General features: G+C 59.4%; 28 protein-coding genes. 16 read left to right on the top strand and 12 right to left on the bottom strand.

Translation table 11 applies throughout. The features are described 5' to 3' along the window. Window positions 1-74: 74 nt before the first annotated feature. The 5 genes from QP908_RS05390 to rpmB all read right to left on the bottom strand — a co-directional run bounded on the left by QP908_RS05390 (window position 75) and on the right by rpmB (window position 2,171). Window positions 75-857, bottom strand: coding sequence for a putative nucleotidyltransferase substrate binding domain-containing protein (locus QP908_RS05390; RefSeq protein WP_239269193.1), 783 nt, complete (start codon window positions 855-857; stop codon window positions 75-77). A gap of 331 nt (window positions 858-1,188) precedes the next feature. Beyond that, entirely contained in the window at window positions 1,189-1,443 is a 255-nt protein-coding gene (gene rpsR / locus QP908_RS05385; protein WP_005279904.1) for a 30S ribosomal protein S18, read from the bottom strand. Window positions 1,444-1,458: 15 nt separating this feature from the next. Further along, on the bottom strand, window positions 1,459-1,764 hold the full coding sequence (gene rpsN / locus QP908_RS05380) for a 30S ribosomal protein S14 (protein WP_005279906.1): 306 nt from the start codon (window positions 1,762-1,764) through the stop codon (window positions 1,459-1,461). Window positions 1,765-1,767: 3 nt separating this feature from the next. After that, window positions 1,768-1,932: a 50S ribosomal protein L33 gene (rpmG, locus tag QP908_RS05375; RefSeq protein ID WP_023025964.1), complete on the bottom strand. Its 165-nt coding sequence runs from the start codon at window positions 1,930-1,932 to the stop codon at window positions 1,768-1,770. Between the two features lie 2 nt (window positions 1,933-1,934). Then, entirely contained in the window at window positions 1,935-2,171 is a 237-nt protein-coding gene (rpmB, locus tag QP908_RS05370) for a 50S ribosomal protein L28 (RefSeq protein ID WP_005279911.1), read from the bottom strand. 513 nt (window positions 2,172-2,684) lie between these two features. Here rpmB and QP908_RS05365 point away from each other — a divergent pair. The 5 genes from QP908_RS05365 (at window position 2,685) to QP908_RS05345 (ending at window position 6,014) form a co-directional block, all read left to right on the top strand. Next, a complete protein-coding gene (locus QP908_RS05365; protein ID WP_005279912.1) occupies window positions 2,685-2,954 on the top strand; it encodes a type B 50S ribosomal protein L31 in 270 nt (89 codons plus the stop codon). A gap of 15 nt (window positions 2,955-2,969) precedes the next feature. After that, on the top strand, window positions 2,970-3,143 hold the full coding sequence (gene rpmF / locus QP908_RS05360) for a 50S ribosomal protein L32 (RefSeq protein WP_005279913.1): 174 nt from the start codon (window positions 2,970-2,972) through the stop codon (window positions 3,141-3,143). Between the two features lie 459 nt (window positions 3,144-3,602). Beyond that, on the top strand, window positions 3,603-5,084 hold the full coding sequence (locus QP908_RS05355; protein ID WP_239269192.1) for a S1C family serine protease: 1,482 nt from the start codon (window positions 3,603-3,605) through the stop codon (window positions 5,082-5,084). 60 nt (window positions 5,085-5,144) lie between these two features. Next, window positions 5,145-5,753 carry a MogA/MoaB family molybdenum cofactor biosynthesis protein gene (locus QP908_RS05350; RefSeq protein ID WP_284771807.1) on the top strand — a complete coding sequence of 203 codons (609 nt, stop codon included), beginning with the start codon at window positions 5,145-5,147 and terminating at the stop codon, window positions 5,751-5,753. 27 nt (window positions 5,754-5,780) lie between these two features. Beyond that, a complete protein-coding gene (locus QP908_RS05345) occupies window positions 5,781-6,014 on the top strand; it encodes a hypothetical protein (protein ID WP_239269190.1) in 234 nt (77 codons plus the stop codon). A 110-nt stretch (window positions 6,015-6,124) separates the two neighbouring features. On the opposite strand, the gene mscL is transcribed toward QP908_RS05345, so the two are convergent. Then, window positions 6,125-6,622: a large-conductance mechanosensitive channel protein MscL gene (mscL, locus tag QP908_RS05340; RefSeq protein ID WP_239269189.1), complete on the bottom strand. Its 498-nt coding sequence runs from the start codon at window positions 6,620-6,622 to the stop codon at window positions 6,125-6,127. Window positions 6,623-6,864: 242 nt separating this feature from the next. Here mscL and dcuC point away from each other — a divergent pair, with 242 nt between their 5' ends. Further along, window positions 6,865-8,232 (top strand): C4-dicarboxylate transporter DcuC, encoded by a 1,368-nt coding sequence (dcuC, locus tag QP908_RS05335; RefSeq protein WP_239269188.1) that lies wholly within the window; start codon window positions 6,865-6,867, stop codon window positions 8,230-8,232. 48 nt (window positions 8,233-8,280) lie between these two features. Further along, entirely contained in the window at window positions 8,281-9,612 is a 1,332-nt protein-coding gene (locus QP908_RS05330) for a lyase family protein (RefSeq protein WP_284771806.1), read from the top strand. 33 nt (window positions 9,613-9,645) lie between these two features. Here QP908_RS05330 and QP908_RS05325 read toward each other — a convergent pair whose 3' ends face one another. Both QP908_RS05325 and QP908_RS05320 read right to left on the bottom strand, forming a co-directional pair. Then, entirely contained in the window at window positions 9,646-10,371 is a 726-nt protein-coding gene (locus tag QP908_RS05325; protein WP_239269186.1) for an SAF domain-containing protein, read from the bottom strand. 39 nt (window positions 10,372-10,410) lie between these two features. Next, a complete protein-coding gene (locus tag QP908_RS05320) occupies window positions 10,411-10,992 on the bottom strand; it encodes a 5-formyltetrahydrofolate cyclo-ligase (RefSeq protein ID WP_239275449.1) in 582 nt (193 codons plus the stop codon). 68 nt (window positions 10,993-11,060) lie between these two features. Here QP908_RS05320 and QP908_RS05315 point away from each other — a divergent pair, with 68 nt between their 5' ends. The 4 genes from QP908_RS05315 to sepX all read left to right on the top strand — a co-directional run bounded on the left by QP908_RS05315 (window position 11,061) and on the right by sepX (window position 15,702). Beyond that, complete coding sequence (locus tag QP908_RS05315; RefSeq protein WP_239269184.1) at window positions 11,061-11,987, top strand: UTP--glucose-1-phosphate uridylyltransferase; 927 nt, start codon at window positions 11,061-11,063, stop codon at window positions 11,985-11,987. 73 nt (window positions 11,988-12,060) lie between these two features. Beyond that, complete coding sequence (gene glp / locus QP908_RS05310; protein WP_239269183.1) at window positions 12,061-13,395, top strand: molybdotransferase-like divisome protein Glp; 1,335 nt, start codon at window positions 12,061-12,063, stop codon at window positions 13,393-13,395. After that, complete coding sequence (locus QP908_RS05305) at window positions 13,395-14,105, top strand: GNAT family N-acetyltransferase (RefSeq protein ID WP_239269182.1); 711 nt, start codon at window positions 13,395-13,397, stop codon at window positions 14,103-14,105. Before glp ends, QP908_RS05305 begins: the two co-directional genes overlap by 1 nt. A 145-nt stretch (window positions 14,106-14,250) precedes the next feature. Further along, on the top strand, window positions 14,251-15,702 hold the full coding sequence (gene sepX / locus QP908_RS05300; protein WP_239269181.1) for a divisome protein SepX/GlpR: 1,452 nt from the start codon (window positions 14,251-14,253) through the stop codon (window positions 15,700-15,702). On the opposite strand, the gene QP908_RS05295 is transcribed toward sepX, so the two are convergent. Beyond that, the gene (locus QP908_RS05295) at window positions 15,703-16,362 is read right to left on the bottom strand and encodes a DNA-3-methyladenine glycosylase I (protein WP_239269180.1); all 660 of its coding nucleotides are present in this window, start codon (window positions 16,360-16,362) and stop codon (window positions 15,703-15,705) included. A gap of 171 nt (window positions 16,363-16,533) precedes the next feature. On the opposite strand from QP908_RS05295, the gene QP908_RS05290 reads away from it, so the two are divergent. Continuing rightward, window positions 16,534-16,947 (top strand): DoxX family protein, encoded by a 414-nt coding sequence (locus tag QP908_RS05290; protein ID WP_239269179.1) that lies wholly within the window; start codon window positions 16,534-16,536, stop codon window positions 16,945-16,947. After that, the gene (locus QP908_RS05285) at window positions 16,934-17,635 is read left to right on the top strand and encodes a zf-HC2 domain-containing protein (RefSeq protein WP_239269178.1); all 702 of its coding nucleotides are present in this window, start codon (window positions 16,934-16,936) and stop codon (window positions 17,633-17,635) included. Before QP908_RS05290 ends, QP908_RS05285 begins: the two co-directional genes overlap by 14 nt. A gap of 20 nt (window positions 17,636-17,655) precedes the next feature. On the opposite strand, the gene pmt is transcribed toward QP908_RS05285, so the two are convergent. Then, window positions 17,656-19,281 (bottom strand): protein O-mannosyltransferase, encoded by a 1,626-nt coding sequence (pmt, locus tag QP908_RS05280; RefSeq protein ID WP_239269177.1) that lies wholly within the window; start codon window positions 19,279-19,281, stop codon window positions 17,656-17,658. 24 nt (window positions 19,282-19,305) lie between these two features. Between pmt and rsmI the strand changes: the two genes are divergently transcribed. The 3 genes from rsmI to metG all read left to right on the top strand — a co-directional run bounded on the left by rsmI (window position 19,306) and on the right by metG (window position 24,260). Then, window positions 19,306-20,154 (top strand): 16S rRNA (cytidine(1402)-2'-O)-methyltransferase, encoded by an 849-nt coding sequence (rsmI, locus tag QP908_RS05275; RefSeq protein ID WP_239269176.1) that lies wholly within the window; start codon window positions 19,306-19,308, stop codon window positions 20,152-20,154. Window positions 20,155-20,436: 282 nt separating this feature from the next. Beyond that, window positions 20,437-22,293 (top strand): BCCT family transporter, encoded by a 1,857-nt coding sequence (locus QP908_RS05270; RefSeq protein ID WP_284771805.1) that lies wholly within the window; start codon window positions 20,437-20,439, stop codon window positions 22,291-22,293. A 134-nt stretch (window positions 22,294-22,427) separates the two neighbouring features. After that, on the top strand, window positions 22,428-24,260 hold the full coding sequence (gene metG, locus QP908_RS05265) for a methionine--tRNA ligase (RefSeq protein ID WP_023028548.1): 1,833 nt from the start codon (window positions 22,428-22,430) through the stop codon (window positions 24,258-24,260). A gap of 93 nt (window positions 24,261-24,353) precedes the next feature. On the opposite strand, the gene QP908_RS05260 is transcribed toward metG, so the two are convergent. Continuing rightward, window positions 24,354-24,854 carry a GNAT family N-acetyltransferase gene (locus QP908_RS05260; protein WP_239269175.1) on the bottom strand — a complete coding sequence of 167 codons (501 nt, stop codon included), beginning with the start codon at window positions 24,852-24,854 and terminating at the stop codon, window positions 24,354-24,356. A 10-nt stretch (window positions 24,855-24,864) separates the two neighbouring features. Next, the gene (locus QP908_RS05255; RefSeq protein ID WP_239269174.1) at window positions 24,865-25,359 is read right to left on the bottom strand and encodes a GNAT family N-acetyltransferase; all 495 of its coding nucleotides are present in this window, start codon (window positions 25,357-25,359) and stop codon (window positions 24,865-24,867) included. Window positions 25,360-25,367 lie beyond the last annotated feature (8 nt).

Raw genomic sequence — 25,367 nt, 5'->3', positions numbered from 1 at the left:
TTACTCAACAACTCTACAGCCCTGTAGCCCGCTGGCGCGGACCGCATGCGTGGCAGAAGAACTTTGTGGCGATTCTAATTCGCGCCATCCGCGGTGCGTCGGGAGATGGACTCGAAGGTCGCAGACACCATGCGGCAGGCCGTTCCGTAGGCCGTGCGCTCCAGCGGTGGCAGGTCTTGCAGAATGGATTCGCGGCCGTGCACATTATCGAACCAGCGCCGCATTTCTACCGAATAGCCCGTGCGCCATGCAAGGTCCAAGGTCTCTGTGTCCTCTGTTGTGAGCATCCCGCGCTCTTGGCCAATGGCGAGGCGATCGACCGTGGGGCGCGGTCCCGGTGCCGCCCAGCGCGCAATCGCGGCGATGGGGGATAACAGCATGGACTTGATATCCACGGCCGCGCTGCGATCGGGCAAACCGCCAACGCGCTGCAGAAGCGGCGGGCGCTGGGCCAAGGCCTCCTCCAATAAGGCCTGCTCGCCGCCGCGGCCTAAAGGCAGGCCGGCATCGACGCGCGCTGCCATGGAATCGGCTGCTTGATGTACCTCTAGCCCGACATCGCGAAAAACGGACTCCAAATCGCCGTCTTCTCCCATCCACTCGATGGACATGCTGGGCAGCTGATCACCGCGCGCGGCCGCGCCGGTTAACCGGATATCCGCGTCCACGCCCGGTGCGCGCACGATATCTGTCAGCAGCCGCGAAAACCAATTGGCTAATTCAATCTCATCGTCCTGGTGTGCTACCGCATTGCGCAAGACATCTTGTGCCTCCGCCAATAAGCCGCGAGCGGTTGCCCGGGACTGGCAATGGGGAGCAAGCTCCGAAAGATCGAGAAGGGATTGATGCAGGGCCATACAGTCACTGCCTTTCACTCATTGCAAAGCGGTGCGCATCTAAAAGTTGTGCGGCGCAGGATTGCTATAAATGTAACACTTATGCAATAGCACAGTAGCGCTTGGGGGAGCGTGCGGCGGGTGCGTCGCGTCCGGGACTGGAGGCGTGCGTGGAGGAGCTGTGCGGGTGGTGTTGCCGCGAGGTGGAGCGCGCTTGCGGTGTAGCGCTCGAAAAGACCCCAAAACGACTTTCGCCGCCTCACCTCGAAAGGTAGGCGGCGAAAGTTTATGGTTCTTTTACCGTGTCACACTTGCCAGCGGCAAAAGTGCGCTGTTGATACCCAGCTACTGTTTAGCGGGTGGTGAACGGCAGGAGAGCCATTTCGCGTGCGTTCTTGACTGCGGTAGCAACCTGACGCTGCTGCTGCGGGGTCAAGCCGGTGACGCGACGGGAACGGATCTTGTGGCGATCCGAGATGAATAGACGCAGAGTCTTGGTGTCCTTGTAGTCCACCTTCTCAATGCCCTCAGCCTTCAAAGGGTTCTTCTTCGGGCGACGGCTCTGCTCCATACGGAACTTCTTTTGGTTATTGCGCTTATTAGCCATTGTGCAATTACCCCTTTACCAGCTGGACTTGCGAACGCCCGGCAGCTCACCACGGTGAGCCATGCCGCGCATACGGACACGGGACAGGCCGAACTTGCGGAGGTAACCGCGCGGACGGCCATCGGCTGCGTCGCGGTTACGAACGCGGGCTGGGGAAGCGTCACGGGGCTGGCGGTTCAGCTCGAACTGAGCCTCCAAACGCTCCTCATCCGGGGTGTTCGGGTTCTTGATGATCTTCTTGAGCTCAGCGCGACGCTCCGCGTAGCGGGCGACGATTTCCTTGCGCTGCTCGTTCTTAGCGATCTTGGACTTCTTAGCCATGAATTATCGCTCCTCGCGGAATTCGACGTGCTTGCGGGCGATCGGATCGAACTTCTTCAGGGAGATGCGATCCGGGTTATTGCGCTTGTTCTTACGGGTCACGTAGGTGTAACCGGTGCCCGCAGTGGACTTCAGCTTGATGATTGGGCGAATATCGTTACGTGCCATACTTAAATCTTCTCCCCACGTGCGCGGATCTTGGCAACAACGGACTCGATGCCGTCGCGGTCAATGATCTTCATACCCTTGGTGGAAACATTCAGAGTAATGGTACGGCCCTCAGAGGGCAGGTAGTAGCGACGACGCTGCACGTTGGGGTTCCAACGGCGCGAAGTGCGGCGGTGCGAGTGCGAGACCTGCTTGCCGAATTCCGGCTTGCGGCCCGTTACCTGGCAAATAGCCGACATGGGTCTTCTTTCTCCTAGCCGCCCACATCGTGGCTATAAACGACTACGTGCCGACTGCCGTGTGAGGGTGGCAGTGCTCAAAAAGTGAGGTGTGAGCAGGTGCGGCATCGTCGTCAAAAACCAGTAGACGGGGCGTAATACGTATATTTTGACAACAGCAAGAGCAAATCTTACAGCCTTACTCACGATATACCTAATCGCTGCCGCGATAGCCTAGCGCATAAAGCCGTCGTCTTTGCGTCGATAATCAAGCAGCACTGCCTAACGCATTGGGGAAGTTCGAAAGCTTACTATAACGAGTGGGGCGTAGATGTGCGCCTGTGGCGACTGTGGTTGCCGCAGGTGAGCAATTTCGTATATATGACGGTGGAATGTAGGATAATTCAGGTTATCGGTCGGCGCGCTTAGTGCCGCCGGGCGAGCTGTAACTGTACATCCCAACTCGGGCACGATCCGTACCGTCATTATTCAGTGTGCGGAACCGACCCGTAGTCCAACCCTGAGGGAATATCTATGAAGAAAGACATCCACCCGGATTATCACCCAGTGGTCTTCCGCGATGCTGGTACCGGTCACTCCTTTTTGACCAAGTCCACCGCTACCTCTTCTCGCACCGTTGAGTGGGAAGACGGCAACGAGTACCCGCTCATCGTCGTTGACGTTACTGCTGAGTCCCACCCGTTCTGGACTGGTGCACAGCGCGTTATGGATACCGCTGGCCGTGTCGAGCGCTTCAACCAGCGCTTCGGTGCCATGGCTCGCCGCAAGAAGAAGAACGCGTAAGGAGAAGAAGAGAAAATGGCAACTCCTAAGTTTAAGAAGTCCCGTGCGAACACCCACGCACGTCGTTCCCAGTGGAAGGCTGACAACGTCGCCCTCCAGGAAGTCACCATCGATGGTCAGACCGTGCGCATCCCGCGCCGTCTGGTCAAGGCCGCTAAGCTCGGCCTGGTTGACGTAGAGCAGTTCTAAGCCTGCTTTCAATCCCACCCCCTCCCGGTTGCTTATTAGCGACTGCGAGGGGGTTGTGATGTTTTAGGCCCGGGAAAGGGATATTAAAAAGCGCCTTCCGGCCTGGGCGGCGCCAAGCGATGGGGGAGACTTGGGCTGTGCCAGTGCTGTCTACTCTTCGGGTCTTAAAGACCAAGGAAATCCACTTCAAGTTAAGGCCAGGCTAATCCTAAAATTAATATAAAAGCGCACTAACCCGATGGTGGATCAGTTTTTCTCTGCGATTGTGCTCGTGGCGGTTCGCGCCCCAGCATGAAAGGTGCGTAGTGCGGCGATTGTGAAGGCGTGTACGAGCGTGAAGGGGGTGATGTGTGCGGCGAGTTTGGGCAGCTTATTGTCTACAGTAACTTCACAGGAACTTCTAGTACGTTGGCAGAGTAGTTTAAGTTGTGACTAAGCGAAGCGAGGCATAGTGTTCCTATGAACATGAGGAATGATGACAACCGCGGCAATAATGGTCAGTCGCACGGTGTCCCGCAGGAACCCTACGGCATGAACAATGGGCAGGCGCCGTATAACCAGCCGCGCGGTGGGCAGCAGAATTCTGGATCCGCATATTCCAACGGAACCTATTCCCAGGGCTGGAACCAGCCGCGCATCAACGAGCAGGATGCACAAGCTTCCGCATACGGGCAGCACACCCCGCCCAGCAATCGCCTCTTTGGTGGCGCTCAGCCGAGTGCTACCCGGGGGCAGGATGAAACATCCAGCTTCTCTAGTCAGCAGGGCGATGATTCCCAGCAAGGGCCTGTGAACAACCAACCCGGCCAGCCGCCCGTGCCTGGGGTAACGCCTTTGCCGCCGCAGCCTAAGGAGAAAAAGAAGATCGGACTTGGCGCCGCGACCGCAATCGCAGCGGTAGCGGCAATTGCAGCAGGCTCCATTACCGGTGTGGTCGTGGGTAAGAACCAGTCCAGCAGCGGTACGTCCGTGGTTAACGAGGCTCTTCACAGCCAACCGGCCGCCAATAGCATGGGTAAGGAACCAGAGGAAGGTTCGGTGGAAGCGGTTTCCTCCAAGGTTTTGCCGGCCGTGGTATCCATTCAGACCGCTACTCGGACCTCGGCTGCGGAAGGCTCTGGCTCGATCATTTCTCCCGATGGTTACGTGTTGACCAACCACCACGTCATCGCCGGTGCGGAACAGGGTGGCATCATGCAGGTGACCTTGAACGATGGTAGCAAGCACGAAGCCGATCTCGTGGCTTCCGATGCCAATACGGATGTCGCCGTCATCAAGATCAAGGACGTGCAAGACCTGCCGCACCTCCAATTCGGCGACTCGGATGCGGTAGCGGTTGGCCAAGAGGTAGTCGCCGTCGGTTCGCCGCTTGGACTCAATGCCACGGTGACTTCTGGCATCGTATCCGCAAAGAACCGTCCGGTGCGTGCGTCCCAGGAGGGTGGCGAGTCTTCGCTTATCGATGCCATCCAGACTGACGCCGCCGTTAACCCCGGCAATTCCGGCGGTCCTTTGGTGGATATGGACGGCAATATCGTTGGTATGAACTCGATGATTGCCTCGTTGTCTGATAAAGCCACGGGCGAGGGCGGCTCTATCGGCCTCGGGTTTGCCATCCCTTCCAACTTTGCTAAGCGGATGGCGGATGAGCTCATCAATAAAGGACAGGTAACTCACCCCACCTTGGGGGTTAAGGTCTTGGCGCGCGATGACGGAAATGGCGCGCGCATTGCCGAGGTCGAGCCGGGGAGCCCGGCGGAACAAGCAGGTTTGAAGCAGGGAGATATCGTCACCCGCGTCAATGACCGGCTGATTGAAAACGCCGATGCGCTTATCGCTGCCGCGCGTTCCCAAGACTTCGGTGCGACCGTCACCTTGGAAGTATCCGATGGAAATTCGGATGATACTCGTCAGGTAGAGGTAACCCTGACGGGCGAGTAGATTAAAACGCAGCCCGCGCCGTGTCCGCATTGCGCCCCGACGTTTCTTTGAAGGAGAAAAATGGCAGACTCCCAGCAAGACTTGACCGACTCCACTAGGTTGGAGAATTCGGCTTCCACAGACGCTTTGCGGGATGTGGCGGAGCCGGATGACGCCTACCTCTTGGCCAGCGAGAAGGAGGACCGGGTGGCGGCGCCGCGCCGCGCGCTCGTCGTGATCGTCACGGATCACCCCGGCGAAAATTCAGATAGCACCGCCAAACTGGTTACTGAGCTTTTGGCAGAGGCGAATTTCCGCATCGATGGTTCGGTGGTCGTGCGTTCGAAGAAATCCAAGATCCGGCAAGCCATCGAAACTGGCGTCGTCGGCGGTGTGGATCTCGTGCTCACCGTCGGAGGAACCGGAGTAGGCCCGCGCGATAAGACCCCGGAAGCTACTACTGGGGCCATCGACAAGATGGTGCCGGGCGTGGCCCAGGCCTTGCGCTCTTCTGGTCAGGCTTGCGGCGCGGTCGATGCGTGTGCATCCCGCGGCATTTCGGGCGTTTCTGGTTCCACCGTCGTGGTCAACCTCGCACCATCGCGCGCTGCCGTGCGCGACGGCATGGCCACGTTGACCCCGCTGGTCCACCACCTTGTGGATCAATTGCAAGAATCCAGCGTGCAATAACGCGAAGGAAAGAGGGGAGATACTGCCATGACCTCTCAACCACGCCGCCAGCGCAGGCGTGTATTCAGGCAGTCAGATGCGCCGGAATATGACCGCAGCGCGGATCGCCCGGTAGAGCAGGAATTAGCTAGTGGAGAAGGTGCCGATGCACAGCGCATCGTCACTCTCGATGATGCCGCGGCAGAAGGCGACGGAGCTCAAGCAGCCGAGCGCGGCGAAGAGTTTTACCGCGAGAACCAGCCGCCGCACCACGGCGGGTAGCCCGCGCATCCTATTCGCGAGCTTGGAAATGCTAATGCAGTCTTAACAAAAGCCCGTGTCCTCCCTCATTGCGAAGGTGGGCACGGGCTCAGCTGTGTCTTTAGCAAGGATTAGTCGTCGTGGCGGCTGTGCTTGCCCTCAGAAGCAGTGGAGTTATCGGTGTTCTCGGCTGCAGTAGCATCCCTAAGCGCCTTATCTGCGGTGGTGACAGCATCAGCGTTCTGCGCCTGCAGAAGATCGCGGATTTCTGCCAAGAGTTCTTCCGAGGTTGGTGCCGGGGCCTCTGGGTCCACACCCTGGCGGCGCTTAGCAGCTTCAGTGAGCTTGTTCAGCGGCATGACAATGAGGAAGTAGACCACTGCGGCGATGATCAGGAAGTTAATCGCGGCGGTAATGACGGCGCCAAAGTCTACGAGGGTGGACTTATTATCGGTGATTTGGAAGCCCAAGCCATCGACCTCGGCGGAGCCGAGGGAGTTAATGATCGGCTGGATGATGGAATCCGTCACGGAAGTGACGATCGCCGTGAATGCGGAACCGATGATGACTGCGGTGGCAAGTTCGACCACGTTGCCGCGCATAATGAAGTCTTTAAAGCCCTTAAGCATGGGAGAAGACGAACCTTTCTGGGGGTAGGTAAGGATGGGTGTGAACCATGAGCAAGCAGGGAGTTTAGTTCAAGCTAAAAGTATTGACAACTCGGAGGGGCGGAGGCGGCACTAATGTTGCCTTGTTAACTAATGCACACCGGTTGCGATATAGGTATTCAGTGTTAGTGTGAAAGTAGAATGTAAAAATATTGTTTGTAAAAATAACAGTATTCTAATGCGTGGGCAGAAGGGATCCCAGCATGAATATCGCACTCGCTCTATTTGCCTTGGCAGTTACCATTGGTGCAGGCTACTTCCTTGTTAAAGGTCATAAGCCAGTCATTATTTTATTGCTTGCCGGGTTTATTCTCATTGCAGTTTCCACTGCGGCCAAAGCTGGCTACGGAGTTTTAGATGAGGAAGACTCCACCGGCTCCCGGTGGTTGGACATCATCGGCATATTCGAACAAGTTGCTGGTAGCCAATTAACAGGCGTCGGCCTCATTATTATGGCGGCCGGTGGCTTCTCAGCATATATGAATAAGATCGGCGCCTCGCAGGCACTGGTTGAGGTGCTAGCCGCTCCAATCGCAAAGTTCAAGCACCCCTACATCACGCTAATTCTCACGTATTTCCTCGGCGTGGTGCTTTTTATGTTTATCCCCAGCGCTGCCGGGCTCGCTATTTTGCTTCTAGTGCTATTGCTGCCAGTGTTGAAGGCAGTAGGGGTTAGCCCCGCCGCAGCAGGCGCGGTCATCGTGTCAGCCTCCGCGTTGCCAATGGGGCCGGCATCGGGAACTTCGGTGCTGTCGGCGCGAACCATTGATTTATCCCCAGTCGTCTACTTCGTCCAGTATCAGCTGATCGTGGCCATTCCCACTGCCATTGCAATTGCGATAACTCACTACTTCGTGCAGCAGCATTACGATAAGCGGGAGTTGGAAGAGTACAAGGAAACCGACACCATGGGCGATGGTTCTGGTGAGGCTGGCCCGAAGTGGTACGGGGTATTTCTCGCACTGCCCATTATCTTGTTGGTGATCTTTAGCCCCTTGGTTAATGACAGCATCGAGCTAACCACGGTTGGAGCATTCGTAATCGTCTGGCTCATAGCCTTGCTGTGCGAAATCATTCGCCACCGTTCTTTTTCCACCGCGACCGAACAAGCCACATCCTTTTTTACGGGCATGGGAAAGATGTTCGGTGGCATCGTCGCATTGATTATCGCGGCACAAATCTTTGCCACCGGTTTAACGGCCACAGGCGCCATTTCCATGCTGATCGATGGAGGACAGCAACTCGGTGCAGGCGCAATCGTCATCACCCTCCTATTCACCTTGATTGTGGGTTTGGTGACGTTCCTGACCGGTTCCGGTGTCGGCGCATTTTCTTCCTTTGCCAGCTTGGTGCCAGATGTCAGCCGCGGACTCGGCGCTTCGGCAGCGGCAGTGATTACCCCAATGGAATTTGCCAGCGGCTTGTTTCGCGCGGTGTCTCCGGTCTCCGGAGTAATCATTTCCGTTGCTGGTGGCGTGGGAATTTCTACCACCGAGCTTATTCGCCGCACGCTGCTTCCAATGGGAGTTGGCTTCGTCGTGATGATCGTATCCAGCCTGGTCTTGCTCTAAGCACGTTCTGGGATTACAACCTAAACCTCTAAGAAGAAGGAATTTATCATGGGAATCGGCGCACTGAACTCGTCTTTTCAGAAGAAGGGCTATGTCACAGCGGACATGGAAGCCCACTGGGAAGAAGCACAACTTATCCGGAAAATTTTCGCTGTTGAAGCGGCAATGGCGCGGACGCAGGGACACATGGGAATTATCCCGCAGGAGGCTGCCGAGGCGATCTCAGATAATGCAGTCGCCAGTGATGAGCTGATAGAAAAGGCCCAAAGCGGCGGGGTTGGCAATCCTTCGGTTGCTGTCCTCGATGCATTGCGGGACGCGATTCCGGAAGACCAGCGTGGTTGGGTCCATTTCGGGGCGACCACTCAAGATATTTTGGATACCGCGCGGGCCCTGCAGATCAAAGCAGCTACCGACCTGATACTGGAACGCCTGAACGCCGTTATCGCTGCTACCGCCAACCTCGCTCACGAGCACGCCCGAACGTTAATGGTCGCGCGTACCAATGGACAGTATGCACTGCCGACGACACTGGGTACACGCTTTGCGCGGTGGAACGCGGAGCTGCGCCGGAGCCGGGAACGCTTGGAAGCGATGCGAGAGCGCACGGAACAGATTCAATTTACCGGTGCTGTAGGCACGCTGGCGTCCTTTGGAGAACAAGGACCTGAGTTAAGTCGGCGCCTTGCCAAAGAATTGGAACTGGTTTATCAACCGGTTTCCTGGCATGCGAGCTCGGATACGATGACAGAGCTTGCGTCGACCGTGGCTACCTTGGGGCAAAGTTTGGCCAAGATTGCAGAGGATCTCTTTGCTATGCAGCAATCCGATCTGGTCGAGGCCCGCGAGGACATGGATGCGCATACCTCTGGATCGTCTACCATGCCGCAAAAACTCAATCCCTTTGCCACAATGAAAATTTCCGTGGGAGCCAGCATGGCTTGTGGCATGGCGGCAAACATGCTGACGCAAGCACCGGCCACCTTTGAACGCGACCACCGCCAATCCGAGATCCACCGCAACCTGATTCCACAAATCTTTGTTGCCGTCGATGGAGCGTTGGAAAAGCTGGACCAGCTCTTTCCTCGTTTGCGTTTTGATGCCCAGGCATTAGAGGACAACGTAAAAAGCGCGGGTGTTTCGTTGATGACTGAGGGAATCATGATGGAGCTGGCACCGCATATTGGTCACAGCGCCGCACACGATGTTCTTCAGGAATTCGCCCGAGACAATAGAGAGAACGGCACCTGCCTGGAAGAGTTTTGCGCAGCCCACCCGAAGCTCGCGGGCCTTACGGAAAAGCTGGACCTTGAGTCCCTGACAAATCCAGCTAATTACATCGGCCAAGCTGTTGAAATCGCGGAATCGGCGCAGGAATAAATACCACCAGTACGCAAAAGGTTCAGGCGGTCGTTAAGTAGCAGAATCTGCCTCATTAACGGCATGGGGTTGAGCGCGATCGCCGACGATAACCACGGTCAGCGGTTGGTTTAAAGAGGCGGCGGCCACGTCATTGGCGTGTTCATTAGGCAGTGCGAGCAAGACGGTGGCAGAAGAAATCTCGCCCTCTGCGGTAGTGGTGGATACGACCCGGGCGCCGGAGGCAATGACGCGGGCGGTAACGGGTTCTGAATTGGTGGCATCGCTTGCCGTGACGATATCGACGGTATCGCCGTGGTGCAGGTGGGGGATGATGTCTGGATCGGCAAGTTTGACTGGGATCATGCGGCCGGAGCCGCCTCCCTTAGAATCGGCAGATCCCGAGTTCGCGACGAGGCTAGACACCAATTCTTGGCCGAGGAGCCGCTGGCTGGTGACGACCTCGCCCTTGCCCGCGGCGGCGGTGATGATGCGGCCGGCGAGATCGGAGGGGGCATCGGCAAGCGCGCTGCTAGGAATGGAGGAAGAAGGCAGGCGCTCGAGCGAGACATCGGCGGCGGAAAGCTCCGCGCCGGCGGGTAAATCGCGGCTAAAGACCAGTACCTGCGGCAGTTCCTTCGCGCGAGAGACTGCGGAGGCCAGCGCGGCGATTAGCAGTGCCAACGCGATGGCGCGGCGCACGAGCACGCCGCGGCGGTGGCCAGGGGTGCGCAGGGTGCGGAAGAACTGTGAGATTCGCGGGGACGGGGAATAAGCCATGCACAATTAGACTGCGCTACCGCCTGTGTGGTTCCCCATTTAAGAAGGAAAGCGGTGGATTCCTGCGGCGGTAACCACGGCCTCAACGCGGCGATCGTGGGCCGCGGCTGGAATGGAGTCGAGGAATTCAGTGGGATAGACCATGGCGAGTACCGCGGGGTGGTTGCGCGGCACCAGGGAAAGCGCGCGGTCGTAGTATCCGCCGCCCTTACCCAAGCGGTTTCCGGCGGCATCGATGGCCATGGCGGGAGCCAAAATCAGATCGCAACCGCACAGCACGCGGCTATCAAAGCGCGGGCCGGCGGGTTCGGAAATGCCCAGCTGGCCAGGCTGCATGCTGTGCGCGCCCTTGTATTCTGCCCAGTTTAAAACGCCGTTGTCGCAGGTGATAGGCAATAATACGCGGTCGACGCGGCGGGAAAGCCAGGGGATGAAGTCCGCCCCGCCAGGCTCCGTGCCCAACGGCCAATAGGCGGCAACGCTCGAAATGCCGGCAAGCTCAGGTTCTAGCTGCTCGCGCAGGGCAGCGGACCATTCCGTGCGCTTCTCGGCGGTGAGGCCGCGGCGCGCGCGAAGCAGGCGGGTGCGCAGTTGCTCTTTGATATCGCTGGAAGAAGGCATAAATAAATAATAGCGTCCGTGGCGTAGCGCTACACAGGAAAATAGTGCGCCGTTGTACCCTAAGATTCATGGCTAATGAACGCGAAGATTCCGCCACCGGAATCACCACGGTTGTAGTTCCAGCGGCTGGCATGGGCACCCGCTTTCTGCCCGCCACGAAAACCGTCCCCAAAGAATTGCTGCCCGTTGTGGATACTCCCGGCATCGAATTGATTGCTGAGGAGGCAGCCTCTGTGGGCGCGCGCAGGCTTGCGGTCATTACCGCACCCGAAAAACAAGAAGTAATGCGCCATTTTGCGGAATTTCCGGATCTGGTAGAAACCCTAGATTCCCGCGGCAAGGATGAGCAGGTAGCTAAGGTCAACCGCGCCCACCAGCTCATTGAGCCCATCGCGGTGGAGCAAGAAAAGCCCTTGGGCTTGGGCCACGCCGTGGGGCTGGCGGAAGAAGTCTTGGCAGATGACGAGGACTCCTTTGCCGTCATGCTGCCGGATGACATCGTGTTGCCGGCCACCGTCATGGCGGATATGGCGCGCGTTCGCGCCGAGCTCGGCGGTAGCGTGCTGTGTGCCTTTGCGGTGCCGCAGGAGCAGACGTTTAACTACGGCGTATTCGACGTAGAAGATACTGACGTGCCGGGCGTGAAAAAGGTTATCGGCATGGTAGAAAAGCCGGACCCGGAGGACGCGCCGTCCAACCTGGTGGCTACCGGGCGCTACCTGTTGGACCGGAAGATCTTTGATGCGCTGCGCCGGATCGAACCGGGCAAGGGTGGCGAATTGCAGCTGACCGATGCCATCGAGCTGCTCATTGAGGAAGGCGAGCCCGTCCACGTGGTGGTCCACGAGGGCAAGCGCCACGATTTGGGTAACCCCGGTGGCTATATCCCGGCCAACGTGGACTTTGGTCTGCGCGATGAAAAATACGGCCCAGCGCTGTATAAAGCTATTAAACAAATTATGTCCGATTTCGAGGCGGAGCAAGGCCTGAACTAACTATCTTGCCGTGCGCACGTGCGTTGAGGGCAGCAAGGTAAAAGGGCAAGAAGAAAGGGCGGGCAGAGACCGTATGCGTTCAGTTGATGACCAGTTGGCGCTGGTTACTGATGCGGCGACGACCCCGGAGCCGGTGCGGATGAGCATTTCTAATGCGCTGGGGTTAATGTGCGCCGAGCAGGTGCAGGCCTATCAGCCTCTACCGGGCTTTCCCCAGGCAGCCATCGATGGGTACGCAGTTCGCGCGGTTGATATCGGCGGCGAGCGAGGGCTGAAGGTGCGCCGCCCGAAGAATCAGGACCAGGAAAGCAGCGAAGGGGAGGGGTCTGCCGAGCAGGCCGAGGACGCCGCCGCGCAGCCCGCCCAACCCGAGGTCGAGCGTTCCTTGCCCGTCGTCGGTGAGGTTCCGGCCGGTTCGAAGCAGCCGCTGCGCCTGCAGCCCAAGCAGGCCGTGCGGGTCTATACGGGCGCGCCCTTGCCCACGCTTGCCGATGCCGTCCTGCCCCTCGAGTGGACCGACCGCGGCCGCAAGCGCATCACGGCGCACCGGACGGTGCGCTCGGGCGATTTCGTCCGCCGCGTGGGCGACGATATCCAGCCCGGCGATGTCGCCGTATCCTCTGGCACCGTCCTTGGCCCGGCGCAGATTGGCCTGCTGGCCGCCGTGGGGCGCTCCAAGGTGCTGGTTTATCCGCAGCCCCGCGTGACCATCGTGTCCTTCGGTCGCGAGCTCGTCGATGTGGACAAGGAACCGGGCCTGGGCCAAGTCTTTGACGTGAACTCCTACTCCTTGGCCGCTGCCGCAAAAGAAGCGGGGGCGGACGTGGTCCGCGTGGGCATTGCCGAAGGCGAACCCCGCCGCATCCGGGAAGTGCTAGAAACCCACATCACGCGCAGCGAGGCGCTCGTCATCACCGGTGCCGTTGGTGGTGCCGGTGCCGAACAGATCCGGGAGATCCTGGCAGAAATCGGCGATATCGATACTTCCCGCGTGGCCATGCACCCAGGATCCGTGCAAGGCTTTGGGCTGGTAGGAGATGAGCGCATCCCTACGTTCCTCCTTCCCTCGAACCCGGTATCGTCGCTGGTTATTTTCGAAATTTACATTCGCCCCTTGATTCGCCTGGCCCTGGGCAAGCGCAATGCCCACCGCCGGGTGGTCCGGGCCCGCGCACTGAACCACATTGATTCCCGCCCAGGGCGCCGTGGTTTCATCCGTGCCCGCTTGATGCGCGATGCCGAAACCGCCGATTACCTGGTCGAGGGTCTTGGAGGTGCGACCGGCGCGCCAGCCCACCTTCTGGCAGGACTCTCTGAGGCCAATGCAATGATTCGAGTGCCAGAGGAAGTCACCGAGATCCGCCCGGGCGATGTTGTTGACGTCTTATTCCTCACCCAGCGCAGCTAATGCTTGACCCCTTCGGTACCGCCGCAGCCAAGCTGCGCCATCCAGTCACCGGGCCGACCGATGATCTGCACCCCGGTTGGCCGGAGGCGACGCCGACGGTGCAGCTTCCTCCCTCGGGGGCGCTGCCGTCTGGTGGGCGGTTGCGGCTGCGCCCCTTGCTGCGCTCGGATGGTCCCGAGTGGCGGCGCCAGCGCATTGAGGACGAAGCTTTGCTCCGGCCGGTGGAGCCGACCCAAGCGACCACTTGGGCAGAGGCCCACAGCTCGCAGGCCTGGTGGAATTACCTCATTTTTCTGCGCAACTCCGCGCGCGATGCGCAGGTGATCCCCCTGGCTATCGAGCTCGAGGGAAAGTTTGCCGGCCAGGTAACGCTCGGCAATATTCAACACGGCAGTATTCGAGATTGTTGGATCGGCTATTGGGTTTATTCCGCTGTGCAGGGCGCTGGCGTTGCCACCGCGGCCACCGCCCTGGGCGTGGATCACGCCTTTGGGCGGGTAGGCCTGCACCGAGTGACCGCCACTTACCTGGAACAAAACCCCGCCTCCGGGCGCGTGCTAGGTGCCAACGGCTTTCGCTCCGAGGGGTATTTGCGCCGCAACCTGCATATAGATGGCGCCTGGCGGGATCACCATTTCGTGGCCTTAGTCAAGGAAGACTTCTCATCCACGGCGGTTGAGCGGCTGCACCAAGCTAGGCGTTTGGTGTGAAAATCATCCCTAAATCCAAGTAATGCTTTCTCAATTTTCACATAAGTAACAACATTGTAATTTACAGCTTCTGTGACCCCTAAAGTGCGGTTTTGGTGATTAGAGTGGAGTAATCATCTGCACCCCAAGGGAAGGTCCTTAAGTCGTGTCCACAGCTGTGCCAGTTATTGCAATCATCGTGGTGTGGCTCTTCGTGCTCGCGCCGTGGCTATTGGGCAGGAGCAATCGCCCGATGAGCCATACCGGCGAGGCCTTTGAGGATACCCGCGTGCTCTTTTCCGGCGATTCCGGCAATGTCGCCGGCCGCCGCCGCCCGCGCTTGCGGGCCGATGATGTCCACCGCAGCGGCTCGGATGAAGACCACGACTACGAGGTTGTATCCGCTGCCGCTGAGGACCCGGACAGCGAGGCAGACGTCGATGACGTGCTGATCGATGACGAAGCAGAGGACCGCGCTTCCCGAGCGCAGTCGCGGACCATTGCTGGCGCGGCCCGCCGCGCCCGAGCGCAACCCTTTGGCGTAGGTGGCCGTGCATACCGCTCCGCCGACGAGGACGAGGCTGACGCGCGCGACGAGCAGGTCACCCAGGCAGAGGGGCAGGCAGAGACCATCGAGGGTGAAGTCATTGAGGAATCCGCGGCTCCGGCCGCTGCCGCTGAATCAAATGGTTCCACCGCTGACGCCGATGGCGCGCGCACGGCCACCGCTTCCGATGATGCGGATGCGGACGCAGACGATGCCGATGATGTCTTGCTCGAAGATGATGAGCGCGTTGGCGAAGAAGGTGGTGCAAAGCGCAAGCGCCGCCGCAGGAATGTGGCTGCCGATTCCACCGAGTCCTTCACCGCGCCGGCGACCGAAGACATTGCCGAGGACGCGTACGACTACGACGAGACCTATACTTCCCCGGTAGACCTGATGTACCCAGGTGCGGTCGATCCCGCCCCAGTTATCGATGCCGAAGAAACGGACACCGCAGAGACCGATTCGGAAGAGGCAGACAACGACGGTGCAGCCGAGGAATCGGCCGGAGCCGATGAGTACGGTGCCCAGGGCTCCGAGGACGCGGCGCTGAATACAGACCTTTCTGAGGACGAGGTAGCTTTTGCTCAGCGCCGCCTTGGCCGCGGTGGATGGGACCCAGTGGCGGATAAGGAGAAGTCCGCTACGCGCTACCAGCGCCGCCAGCGCACGCTCATTGGCCTAGCCATCGCCGTGGTCCTCACCGTGGCCTTGGGGATTGTGGCCGGTGGATGGACCTGGTGGCTGGCAGGCATCGTCGGTGTCCTGACCGGCACCTATTTGGTGGCGCTGCGCGCGCAAGTCCGCCAAGAACAAGCACTGTTGCGCCGCCGGGTAAAGCACCTGCGGCGGGCGCGGTTGGGCGTTCACAATACCGATGATGAGGCGCTAAAGATCCCCCGCAACCTGCGCCGGCCGGGTGCGGTCGTCGTCGAAATCGACGATGAAAGCCCCGACTTTGAGCACCTTCCCTTAAGCTACAGCGATGATGAAGACGGTGACTTTGATGGCCCGCACGCCGGGCCCGATGGGGTAGGGCGCCGCGATGACCTGGCCGCTCGCCGCGCGGGTTAATTAGACAGCTTCTCCCTCGCTTCCGGGGAGTTTTTCGGTTTCTTCCGGCCATACGCCGGAGGTAGCCCGGCGGTGGGAGCCCAAGAGGTGGGTATCGACCATGCCGATGGCCTCCATGAGGGCAAAGCAGGTCACCGGCCCTACGAACTTAAAACCGGCCTTCTTCAATTCACGCGACATGGCCTGCGACTCGGGGCTCTTCTTCGGGATATCCTCCATAACCTCGGGGTAGGTATTTTCTGCAGGCTGAAAGCTCCAAATGAAATCCGCTAGGCCGCCGTTTTCGCGCAGTTTAATGGTGGCCTTCGCGTTATTGATGGTGGCGCGGATCTTGGTCTCGTTGCGGATAATGGAGGCATCGGCAAGCAAGTGCTCCACCTCGGCCTCGCCGAATTCCGCAACCTTGTCCGGATCAAAGTGGCAAAAGGCCTCGCGGAAGGCGGGGCGCTTTTTTAATACCACGGCCCAGGACAGCCCAGACTGGAAGGACTCCAAGCTCAAGCGCTCAAATAGCCCGTCCTCGTCCCTAATGGGAAGGCCCCATTCGGTGTCGTAATAATCCGTTAGCAGCGACGACGTCACGGCCCACGGCGTGCGGGCTACCCCGTGCGCGTCATAGGCCAGCGGGGTGCGTTCTTCGGTAGTGGTTTCAGTGTCCATGGGAGGTTCTCCTGTTGGTATGTAGTGCCTATTTTCCTTGTCTTTCCCATTGAAGCAGCGATTGCGGATGAGGCGCAGCGCGTACCTCGCTAGATGGTGAAATTGCGAGCTCAGCGGGTGGAGCGGTGGCGTCTTCGCGTTGGGGTAGGCATTCGATGTAGTCTATTGACCATGAATAGACCTGCCGTTCGCGATGCCGCATTGCTGCTTTTTCGGTTGGTTCTCGGACTCATTTTTATCGCGCACGGCGTGGACAAGATGTTCATGGACGGAATGGATGAGACGGTAGGGCAGTTTTCCGCCCTCGGCATCCCGCAGCCACAGATTGCCGGTTATGCCGCCGCAATCGGGGAAATGGTAGGTGGCGCCTTCCTCGTCATCGGTTTGTTGACCACTTTTGCCGCGGCGGCGCTGGCCGTGGATATGGTGGGCGCGCTGTACTTCGTGCACTGGGGCAATGGCCTTTTTGCTGGCGACGGCGGCATCGAGTACCCCTTGGTGCTGTGCATGTCCCTGCTGATGATCGTCATTTTTGGTTCTGGCCGGGCGAGCTTGGATAGGGCGTTAAGCAATGTTGACGCATAGCCAAGTACAAGCGGCGATTTCCGCCCAACTGGATGGGGAAGACGCGGAGCTTTCCGCCGATGTCATCGACGCCCACCTAGAACACTGCGCGGAGTGCCGGGCCTTTCGCGATAAGGCAGCGGCGCTATCGCGCTCCTTAAGCTTCGTGGAACCGGCGGACTCCGGCATGGCGCCACCGACCGATCTGTCAGAGGTGATCCTCGCAGGTGTAGAACCGGAGTGGAAGCGGGCCTCGAGCGCCAGGCAGGCCAACCTCACGGTGGCGCGCATCGCCTTGGTGGCCATGGGGCTTGTCTTTGCGGTGTGGGCCATCGTGCAGGTGGTACGCGCCTCCGGCCTAGTGCCCATGGGCGCAGAGGGCTCGGTGCTGGATCCGGCAGCCGACCCGGAGCGCGCCAACCTGCTGATGGAGGGCGCGGCCGTGCGCTTTGGCATGGCGTGCGGACTGCTGTGGAGCGCGTGGCGCCCAGCCTCTGTGACCGGGCTGTTCCCGGTATCCGCCACGATGTTTGCGTTTCTTTTTGGCTTTGGCGTGCGCGATATTGCGCTGGGTACCGTCACCATGGAGCAGGTCTATTTGCTCATCGCTACCGCGCTATCGACCATGAGCCTGGGCTGGGCGTGGGCGGCCGAGAAGGGCTACCTGGTGCGCGCGTGGTGGAAATCCCTGAACGCGCAGCCGCACTAAGGCGAACGAGGTTCTGCGAGCTATTTCCAGCTGGGCAACCACATCATGGATTGGTACCACGATTCCGGGATGATGAAGCCGTACAAGATGGGCGCGAAGTAGAAGAACATCGCGACCACCAGCGCGAGGTAGCAGGCGGCGGCAAATGTTCCCCGCCGCATCGGCCCGCCAGCGATGCGCGTTATCCACTGCCACTTGATGGGCTTACCGCGCCCGACCATTTGGCCCAGTATGAGGGCAAGCAGCACGATGACAAAGGGGATAAACGCGGTGGCATAAAAGAAGTACATCTGCCGGTCAAAGGCCGCGAGCCACGGCAGGAATCCGGCCGCGAAGCCCACGAGGGGAATGAGGAAGGCGCGGTTGCGGCGGATGATAAGCGACCACATCCCCCAAAGTACCGCGGGGACCACCAGCCACCAGATCGCCGGGGTGCCAAAGAGGTAGAGCATCTTGCGGCATTCGCCACCGCCGCTGCATTCCAGGTCCGTGCTGGAGTAGTACAGAATGGGCCGGGCCCCGGCCAGCCATGCCCACGGCTTGGAATCCCACGGGTGGTGGTGGCCACCGGAAGAGGTCAAGCTGGCGTGAAAATCCAATACGGATAAGTGGTAATAAAACCAGCCGGCCACAGATTCTGGTAAGTGCATGAGCCAGGAGTCTTCCCCGATGGTCCCATCCACCTTGGCGTGCCGGTAGACCGCGGTTTCTGAGGCGAACCATGCGCGCCAGCTCCACACATAAATCATTACTGGGACGGCAACTAGGGAGGCTAGTGCCGCGGGAGTATCGCGAATGAGCGTGCCCACAATATAGCGGCGAACGCCGTACTTGCGGCGCAATGCGAGGTCACTAAAGACACAGAGCAGGCCGAAGAACATGATGTAGTACAGCCCGGACCACTTCACGGCGAGCGACAGTCCTAAGAAGACGCCGGCGGTAAAGCGCCACCACCGGAAGCCAAAACGCGGCCCGAAGGGGGAGGTGCCCATCCCGTCGCTCAGCAGGGCGTTGTGCAGACGCTCGCGCATTTGTTGATGATCGCGGGCCAGTGCCCAGGCTGCGGCGACGATGAAAAAGACCTGGAAGATATCCAGCATGCCAAACTTCGCGGAGACCAAGAGGACGCCATCGCAGACGGCCAAAATGCCGGCAAAGGTGGCCACCTGCCAGGAAAAGGACAGCCGGCGAGCCAGAGCCATGGTCATCAGGACGGTGGCGACGCCGAAGAGAGCCGTCATCAAGCGCCAGCCCAGCGGGGTATAACCAAAGACCCATTCTGAAATGGCAATGATCTGTTTGCCCAGCGGCGGGTGAACCACGAGCCCAAAGCCTGGGTTGGTCTCGATGCCGCCGATGAATAAGTTATCCCAGCTTTTGACCATGTCCCAGGCTTGGGGGACATAGTGCTTTTCATCGAAGACGGGCGTGCCTTGGGATACCGGCGCGGTAAGCCCCACAAACCGGGTAATCAGCGCGAGAACGGCGATGATGCCGGTGCTAATCCAATCGGCCTTGCCCCACGTATAGGTACGCGGTGCCGGCGGGATCACGCGGTTATGCGGGGTGCGCGGTGAGCTAGCGGGGGCAGCGGTAGCAATAGTCACGAAGAAGAGTTTAGGCCACGAGCCTTCGCGCGGGCGCATAGGAGAATGTGGAATGCTAGAGGCATGTCAGCTTTAGGTCTGGAACCACTTCCGCGCGGCGTTATCCTCGCCGCCACGCCCTTGGGGAATGTCGCTGATGCCTCTGCGCGCCTGATGCAGGCATTGGCGCATGCGGATGTCATCGCCGCCGAAGATACCCGCCGCGTGCGCAACCTGGCGCAGGCCCTGGGCATCGAAATTTCCGGCTCTGTGGTGTCCAACTTCGACCACAATGAGCAGGCGCGTGCGCAGCAGCTTATCGATGCCGCCCAGCACGGCACCGTCCTCGTGGTCACCGATGCCGGCATGCCAATCATCTCCGATCCCGGTCTGTCACTGGTGGCCGCGGCCGCCGAGCGCGATATCCCCGTGACGTGTTTTCCGGGTCCTTCGGCGGTGCCCACGGCGCTTGCCTTGTCTGGCTTGGGCGTGGGCCACTTCCTCTTCGATGCATTCCCGCCGCGCAAGCCCGGCCCGCGAAAGGCGTGGCTGGAATCGCTGCGCAATGAAAAGCGCGCCATCGTATTTTTTGAATCTCCCCACCGCATCGCCGATACGCTTGCCGATGCCGCCCAGGTCCTCGGCGCCGATCGCCCCGCCGCGGTATGCCGCGAGCTGACCAAGACGTACGAGGAGGTGCGCCGCGGTTGCCTAGCAGAGCTGGCCGAATGGGCAAGCGAGGGCGTGAAGGGCGAGATTACCGTGGTGATCGAAGGCGGAACCGGCGCTGCTGTGACCGCCGCAGACCTGGTCCCGCAAGCCTTGGAGCTTGCCGGGGCCGGCATGCGCTTGAAAGACGCGTGCAAGCAGGCTGCCAAGGGGACTGGGGTGTCCAATCGGGAGCTTTATGATGCCGCGTTGGATGCCCGCTGAGCGCCCGCTAATTGAGCTCTTGTTGAGCCGTCCTCAGGTCATTTCTATGTAGCGTATAAAACGTCACAATTACTCGTGCTAACTGGTGGTTTCACGCTTCTATATATGTTATCGAATCGTTATCTTTCCCGGGCGTGTGGCGCCTAAAACCTGTCTACGTGGGGATATGCAGCCTATAAGCATGTAGGAAGTCTTAAGGAAATGCTCAAAAATGTATGTAAGCTGGGGTTTTGATAGCAAAACGGTTTGAAAAATTGGGGTCGCGCCACCAGTCTAGAGAGCATGACTAATACTGAAAATAACGGCGCTGGTGTGCCCGAAGAGGGGAAGGGGCCCGGCGAAGCGCCGGCTGGGACCACTTCTGCTGCTTCGAGTGAACAGCCGATTGAGGATTATCAAACGGTAGAAGAGGCACTGGACGAGCAAACGGCGACGAGCCAGATCCAGGACATGCTCAACTCTGAGGGGTTCCACCCCGAAGAGTATGATGATCCGGAAATCGAAATCGCCGCAGACCGCGATAATATCCCGATTGACTGGACCATCATGGGGATTGCGGGTGTGCTCGTTGCCGCCATCGTTATCTGGGGCCTGGCCGCACCGGATAACTTCGCGGACTTTTCTTCCGCGGCCCTGACGTGGGTCGTCGATAAGTTCGGTTGGGCCTACGTGCTCTTCGGCACTGTCTTCGTGGCCTTCGTTATCTTCATCGCGTTCTCTAAGTTCGGCTCCATTAGGTTGGGCCACATCAATGAGGAACCGGAGTTTTCCACGCCTTCGTGGATCGCCATGATGTTCGCTGCCGGTATGGGCATCGGCCTGATGTTCTACGGTGCTTCCGAGCCGCTGGCGAACTACCGCGACGGTACGCCTGGCCAAGGAACGGAAAACGTGGGCTCGTCCATGGCCTATGCCATGTTCCACTGGACGCTGCACCCCTGGGCTGTCTACGCCATTGTTGGTTTGGCCATCGCGTACTCGACCTACCGCATCGGTCGCAAGCAGCTGTTGAGCCAGGCCTTCGTGCCGCTCATCGGCGAGCGCCGCGCCAACGGCGGATTGGGCAAGTTCATTGACATCCTGTCCATCTTCGCCACTGTCTTCGGCACCGCCTGCTCCCTGGGGCTTGGCGCGCTGCAGATTCAGGCCGGCCTGGAAGCCTCCGGCATCATCGATAACCCAACCCAGTCTGTGGTTATCGGTATTGTGTTGGTCCTGACCTTGGCCTTCTTGCTGTCCGCGCTCTCCGGTGTGGGCAAGGGCATTCAGTACGTGTCCAATGCCAACATGGTCTTGGCTGCGGTGCTGGCTATCTTCGTCTTCATCTTGGGCCCAACCGTGACCATCCTGAACCAGATTCCAGGATCCATCGGTAATTACTTCAACTACTTCACCGAGATGATCGGCCGTACCGCCGAGTCCGAAAACGGCACCGCCGGCGAGTGGCTGTCTAGCTACACCATCTTCTACTGGGCATGGTGGGTCTCCTGGTCCCCATTCGTGGGCATGTTCTTGGCACGCATTTCCCGCGGCCGTTCCGTCCGCGAGTTCTGCTTGGGCGTCCTGCTCATCCCAGCGGGCGTTTCCACCCTGTGGTTCGCCATCTTCGGTGGCACCGCAATCCACATGGAGCAAAACGGCGAATCCATCACCGGCGAATCCGCCGAAGTAGAGCTGTTTAACCTCCTGCACAACCTGCCCGGTGGCTTCATTGCCGGCGTCGTCGCCGTCATCTTGCTGTCCACCTTCTTCATTACCTCCGCAGACTCCGCTTCCACGGTGATGGGTTCGATGACCCAGAATGGTGCCGCAACCGCGAAGCCGTGGCTATCCGCCCTGTGGGGTGCCCTGACCGCAGCCGTTGGTTTGACCCTGCTCTTGGTCAATGAGGACGCACTGTCCAACCTGCAGAATGTCACCATCGTGGCGGCGCTGCCGTTCTTGTTCATCGTCATTGGCCTGATGTTCGCCATTTACAAGGACTTGAGCCAGGACATCATTTACCTCGAGTACCGCGAGGTGCAGCAGTTCCAGCGCAAGATGGCCCGCGAGCGCCGCTTGCACCGCGACTACCAGCGCACGCAGGTGCTCAAGAAGCGCCGCAACGAGCGTTTGAAGAACCCGATGAAGCGCAAGTAGATAGACCATCTACCGCCTTCGGTAGCAGCGCCCGCCGCTTTCCCATACTTGGGAGGGAGGCGGGCGCTTTTCGGTGGTAGAGGTAATGTGCCCTCAACGTGTGTTCGTGCAGGTGCTTCGATAAACTGGACTCCATGACTGAGTCTTTAGTAGTAAATGTTGCCTGGCCATACGCCAATGGCCCGCGCCACATCGGTCACGTGGCTGGTTTTGGCGTTCCCTCTGACGTATTCGCCCGGTTCCAGCGAATGCGTGGCCGCAACGTACTCATGGTCTCCGGCACGGATGAGCACGGCACCCCGTTGCTGGTCCAGGCCGATAAGGAAGGCGTATCCGTCCGCGAACTCGCGGACCGCTATAACCGCCAGATTGTCAACGATCTGGCCAACCTCGGCTTGTCGTACGACCTTTTTACCCGCACCACCACCCGCAACCACTACTCGGTGGTGCAGGAGCTGTTCAAGGGGCTCAATGAGAACGGCTACATGCTGAAAGAGACCACCAAGGGGGCAATTTCTCCATCCACCGGCCGCACGCTGCCGGACCGCTATATCGAGGGCACGTGCCCCATCTGCGGCGCGGATGGCGCCCGCGGTGACCAGTGCGATAACTGCGGCAACCAGCTGGATCCGGTAGACCTCATTGACCCGGTATCCAAGATCAACGGCGAAACCCCGCAGTTCGTAGAGACTGAGCACTTCCTGCTGGATCTGCCATCGCTTAAGGACGAGCTGCAAAAGTGGCTTTCTACCCGCGAAGATTGGCGCCCGAACGTGCTGAAGTTCTCCCTCAACCTGCTGGAGGATATGCGCCCGCGCACCATGACCCGCGATATCGACTGGGGCATTCCCATTCCGGTGGATGGCTGGCAGGACAATAACGCGAAGAAGCTGTACGTGTGGTTCGATGCCGTCGTGGGCTACTTGTCCGCCTCCATCGAGTGGGCGCACCGCACCGGCCAGCCGGAGGCGTGGAAGGAATTCTGGCAGGACCCAGAAACCCGCCACTACTACTTCCAGGGCAAGGACAATATCACCTTCCACTCGCAGATCTGGCCGGCGGAATTGTTGGGCTATGCGGGCAAGGGCTCGAAGGGCGGCGAGCTGCACCAGTACGGCGAGCTGGACCTGCCCACGGAAATCGTGTCCTCGGAATACTTGACGATGTCCGGCTCCAAGTTCTCCTCGTCCAAGGGCGTGGTGATCTACGTTAAGGACTTCCTGGCGGAGTTTGGCCCGGATCCGCTGCGTTACTTCATCGCCGTGGCTGGCCCGGAAAACAACGACGCGGACTTTACGTGGGATGAATTCGTGCGCCGCGTCAATAATGAGCTGGCCAATGGCTGGGGCAACCTGGTCAACCGCACCGTGTCCATGGCGCACAAGAACTTCGGCGAGGTTCCGGTTCCGGCGGCCCTGGAGGAGCGCGACGAGGCCATCTTGCAGCTGGCGGAGGAGACCTTTACCACCGCCGGTAACCTGCTGGAGCAATCCAAGTTCAAACAGGCCATCGTCTCCATCATGCACGTGGTGGGCGAGGCGAATGCATATATTGCCTCCCAAGAGCCGTGGAAGCTGGCCAAGGATGAAACCCAGCGCGAGCGCCTGGCCACCGTTTTGTGGACCGCCCTGCAAGTCGTGTCTGACTGCAACGTCATGCTCACCCCGTTCCTGCCGTTTACCGCGCAGAAGGTGCACGAGACCTTGGGCCGCACCGGCGAATGGGCCGCGCAGCCTGAGGTGCGCGAGGTTAAGGACGATATCCCGGTTGAGCTCGTGGGTGCGGGCCTTCCGCCAGAAAACCACGAATATCCGGTGATTATGGGTGACTACACCCAGCAGCAGGCCAAGTGGGAGCGCATCCAGGTGGCACCGGGTACGACCTTGGCAAAGCCGAAGCCGCTTATTTCCAAGCTGGATCCAGAGCTCGGCGAGACCGGCCCGGAATGGGCGCCGGTGATGAACTAGCTCGGTAACCCCAGCGTAGATACGAAGGCGCGGTGGCCAATCCCTATGAAAAAGGGGAGGCCACCGCGCTTTTGCTATGCCTAAAAGTTCTGCCTAGTGCTGGAAATCGCGCTGCAGGTGAACCAGGCCTAGGCGTACGCCGTGCTTGGTGTGGATATTGGGCATGCGGCCGGTTTCTTTAAACCCAAACTTCTTGTGCAGCGCGATGGAACCGGCATTGGTATCGACGATGTAGGTAATCATGGTCTCGATATAGGGATCGTCGGCGGCGATGTCCATGAGGGCATCGAGAAGCTCAGAGCCCACGCCCTTGCCCTGGGCTGAGGGGGAGATGTACACGGAATCTTCGACGGTGCCGTAGTAGATGGCGGGCGTGACGAATTGAAAGTAGGCGGCCCAGCCGATGATTTCATCATCGTCTACGGCGACAAGCACAGGCGAGCCCGCCTTGGACATGTCCTTCAGCCAATCCTCGCGGTCTGCAACCTCTTCTTGCCAGGTAATGAGGTTATTGGCCGGTTTAGCGGCGGAGGCGGCGTTGTAGATGGCGGAAATGGAAAGGGCATCGGCAAGCTCAGCGGGGCGAATATGCATTAAAAGTCCTTTACACCAGAAGTTCTAAGTGAGTGAGGCTAAGCCAGTGATCGAATTTGTAGGTTACCTCTTTGAGAGTTCCCACGTTTTCAAACCCGAACTTTTCATGCAACTTTAATGATGCCGTATTAGTGGACACGATTAGGGCGAGCAGCGAATGTACCTTGTCATCCGCCCGGGCGCGGTCTACCAGCTCGCGCATAAGGGCGGTGCCCACGCCTTGGCCCTGGGCATTGGGGGAAAGGTAAATCGTGGTTTCATAGCAGCCCTGCCAGATGCGGGGATCGTGGTAGGGGTGATAGAGCGCCCAGCCCAAGTATTCGCCCTCGTCGGTTTCGGCAACGAGGAAGGGACAGTCCAGTTCCTGGATGTGGCGCAGGTGTTCTTCGCGTTCAGCCACGGTGACTGGGGTGGAGTTAAAGATGACATCGGTGTGCTCGATGGCCCAGTTGAGGGTATCGGTCATGGCGGGGACATCGCTCAGGTCCGCTGGTCTGATCAACATAGCTGCCA

The sequence above is a fragment of the Corynebacterium sp. MSK204 genome (assembly GCF_030229885.1).
Lineage (GTDB): Bacteria > Actinomycetota > Actinomycetes > Mycobacteriales > Mycobacteriaceae > Corynebacterium.
Note: the sequence above shows the minus strand (reverse complement) of the source record. Positions and strands in the feature narration are given on the sequence as shown.

What these genes read in the sequence shown, in the direction of transcription:
- QP908_RS05390 (WP_239269193.1), bottom strand. Translation starts at nt 857, where the DNA reads ATGGCCCTGCATCAATCCCTTCTCGATCTTTCGGAGCTTGCTCCCCAT.
- rpsR (WP_005279904.1), bottom strand. Translation starts at nt 1,443, where the DNA reads ATGGCTAATAAGCGCAATAACCAAAAGAAGTTCCGTATGGAGCAGAGC.
- rpsN (WP_005279906.1), bottom strand. Translation starts at nt 1,764, where the DNA reads ATGGCTAAGAAGTCCAAGATCGCTAAGAACGAGCAGCGCAAGGAAATC.
- rpmG (WP_023025964.1), bottom strand. Translation starts at nt 1,932, where the DNA reads ATGGCACGTAACGATATTCGCCCAATCATCAAGCTGAAGTCCACTGCG.
- rpmB (WP_005279911.1), bottom strand. Translation starts at nt 2,171, where the DNA reads ATGTCGGCTATTTGCCAGGTAACGGGCCGCAAGCCGGAATTCGGCAAG.
- QP908_RS05365 (WP_005279912.1), top strand. Translation starts at nt 2,685, where the DNA reads ATGAAGAAAGACATCCACCCGGATTATCACCCAGTGGTCTTCCGCGAT.
- rpmF (WP_005279913.1), top strand. Translation starts at nt 2,970, where the DNA reads ATGGCAACTCCTAAGTTTAAGAAGTCCCGTGCGAACACCCACGCACGT.
- QP908_RS05355 (WP_239269192.1), top strand. Translation starts at nt 3,603, where the DNA reads ATGAACATGAGGAATGATGACAACCGCGGCAATAATGGTCAGTCGCAC.
- QP908_RS05350 (WP_284771807.1), top strand. Translation starts at nt 5,145, where the DNA reads ATGGCAGACTCCCAGCAAGACTTGACCGACTCCACTAGGTTGGAGAAT.
- QP908_RS05345 (WP_239269190.1), top strand. Translation starts at nt 5,781, where the DNA reads ATGACCTCTCAACCACGCCGCCAGCGCAGGCGTGTATTCAGGCAGTCA.
- mscL (WP_239269189.1), bottom strand. Translation starts at nt 6,622, where the DNA reads ATGCTTAAGGGCTTTAAAGACTTCATTATGCGCGGCAACGTGGTCGAA.
- dcuC (WP_239269188.1), top strand. Translation starts at nt 6,865, where the DNA reads ATGAATATCGCACTCGCTCTATTTGCCTTGGCAGTTACCATTGGTGCA.
- QP908_RS05330 (WP_284771806.1), top strand. Translation starts at nt 8,281, where the DNA reads ATGGGAATCGGCGCACTGAACTCGTCTTTTCAGAAGAAGGGCTATGTC.
- QP908_RS05325 (WP_239269186.1), bottom strand. Translation starts at nt 10,371, where the DNA reads ATGGCTTATTCCCCGTCCCCGCGAATCTCACAGTTCTTCCGCACCCTG.
- QP908_RS05320 (WP_239275449.1), bottom strand. Translation starts at nt 10,992, where the DNA reads ATGCCTTCTTCCAGCGATATCAAAGAGCAACTGCGCACCCGCCTGCTT.
- QP908_RS05315 (WP_239269184.1), top strand. Translation starts at nt 11,061, where the DNA reads ATGGCTAATGAACGCGAAGATTCCGCCACCGGAATCACCACGGTTGTA.
- glp (WP_239269183.1), top strand. Translation starts at nt 12,061, where the DNA reads ATGCGTTCAGTTGATGACCAGTTGGCGCTGGTTACTGATGCGGCGACG.
- QP908_RS05305 (WP_239269182.1), top strand. Translation starts at nt 13,395, where the DNA reads ATGCTTGACCCCTTCGGTACCGCCGCAGCCAAGCTGCGCCATCCAGTC.
- QP908_RS05295 (WP_239269180.1), bottom strand. Translation starts at nt 16,362, where the DNA reads ATGGACACTGAAACCACTACCGAAGAACGCACCCCGCTGGCCTATGAC.
- QP908_RS05290 (WP_239269179.1), top strand. Translation starts at nt 16,534, where the DNA reads ATGAATAGACCTGCCGTTCGCGATGCCGCATTGCTGCTTTTTCGGTTG.
- QP908_RS05285 (WP_239269178.1), top strand. Translation starts at nt 16,934, where the DNA reads ATGTTGACGCATAGCCAAGTACAAGCGGCGATTTCCGCCCAACTGGAT.
- pmt (WP_239269177.1), bottom strand. Translation starts at nt 19,281, where the DNA reads ATGCGCCCGCGCGAAGGCTCGTGGCCTAAACTCTTCTTCGTGACTATT.
- rsmI (WP_239269176.1), top strand. Translation starts at nt 19,306, where the DNA reads ATGTCAGCTTTAGGTCTGGAACCACTTCCGCGCGGCGTTATCCTCGCC.
- QP908_RS05270 (WP_284771805.1), top strand. Translation starts at nt 20,437, where the DNA reads ATGACTAATACTGAAAATAACGGCGCTGGTGTGCCCGAAGAGGGGAAG.
- metG (WP_023028548.1), top strand. Translation starts at nt 22,428, where the DNA reads ATGACTGAGTCTTTAGTAGTAAATGTTGCCTGGCCATACGCCAATGGC.
- QP908_RS05260 (WP_239269175.1), bottom strand. Translation starts at nt 24,854, where the DNA reads ATGCATATTCGCCCCGCTGAGCTTGCCGATGCCCTTTCCATTTCCGCC.
- QP908_RS05255 (WP_239269174.1), bottom strand. Translation starts at nt 25,359, where the DNA reads ATGTTGATCAGACCAGCGGACCTGAGCGATGTCCCCGCCATGACCGAT.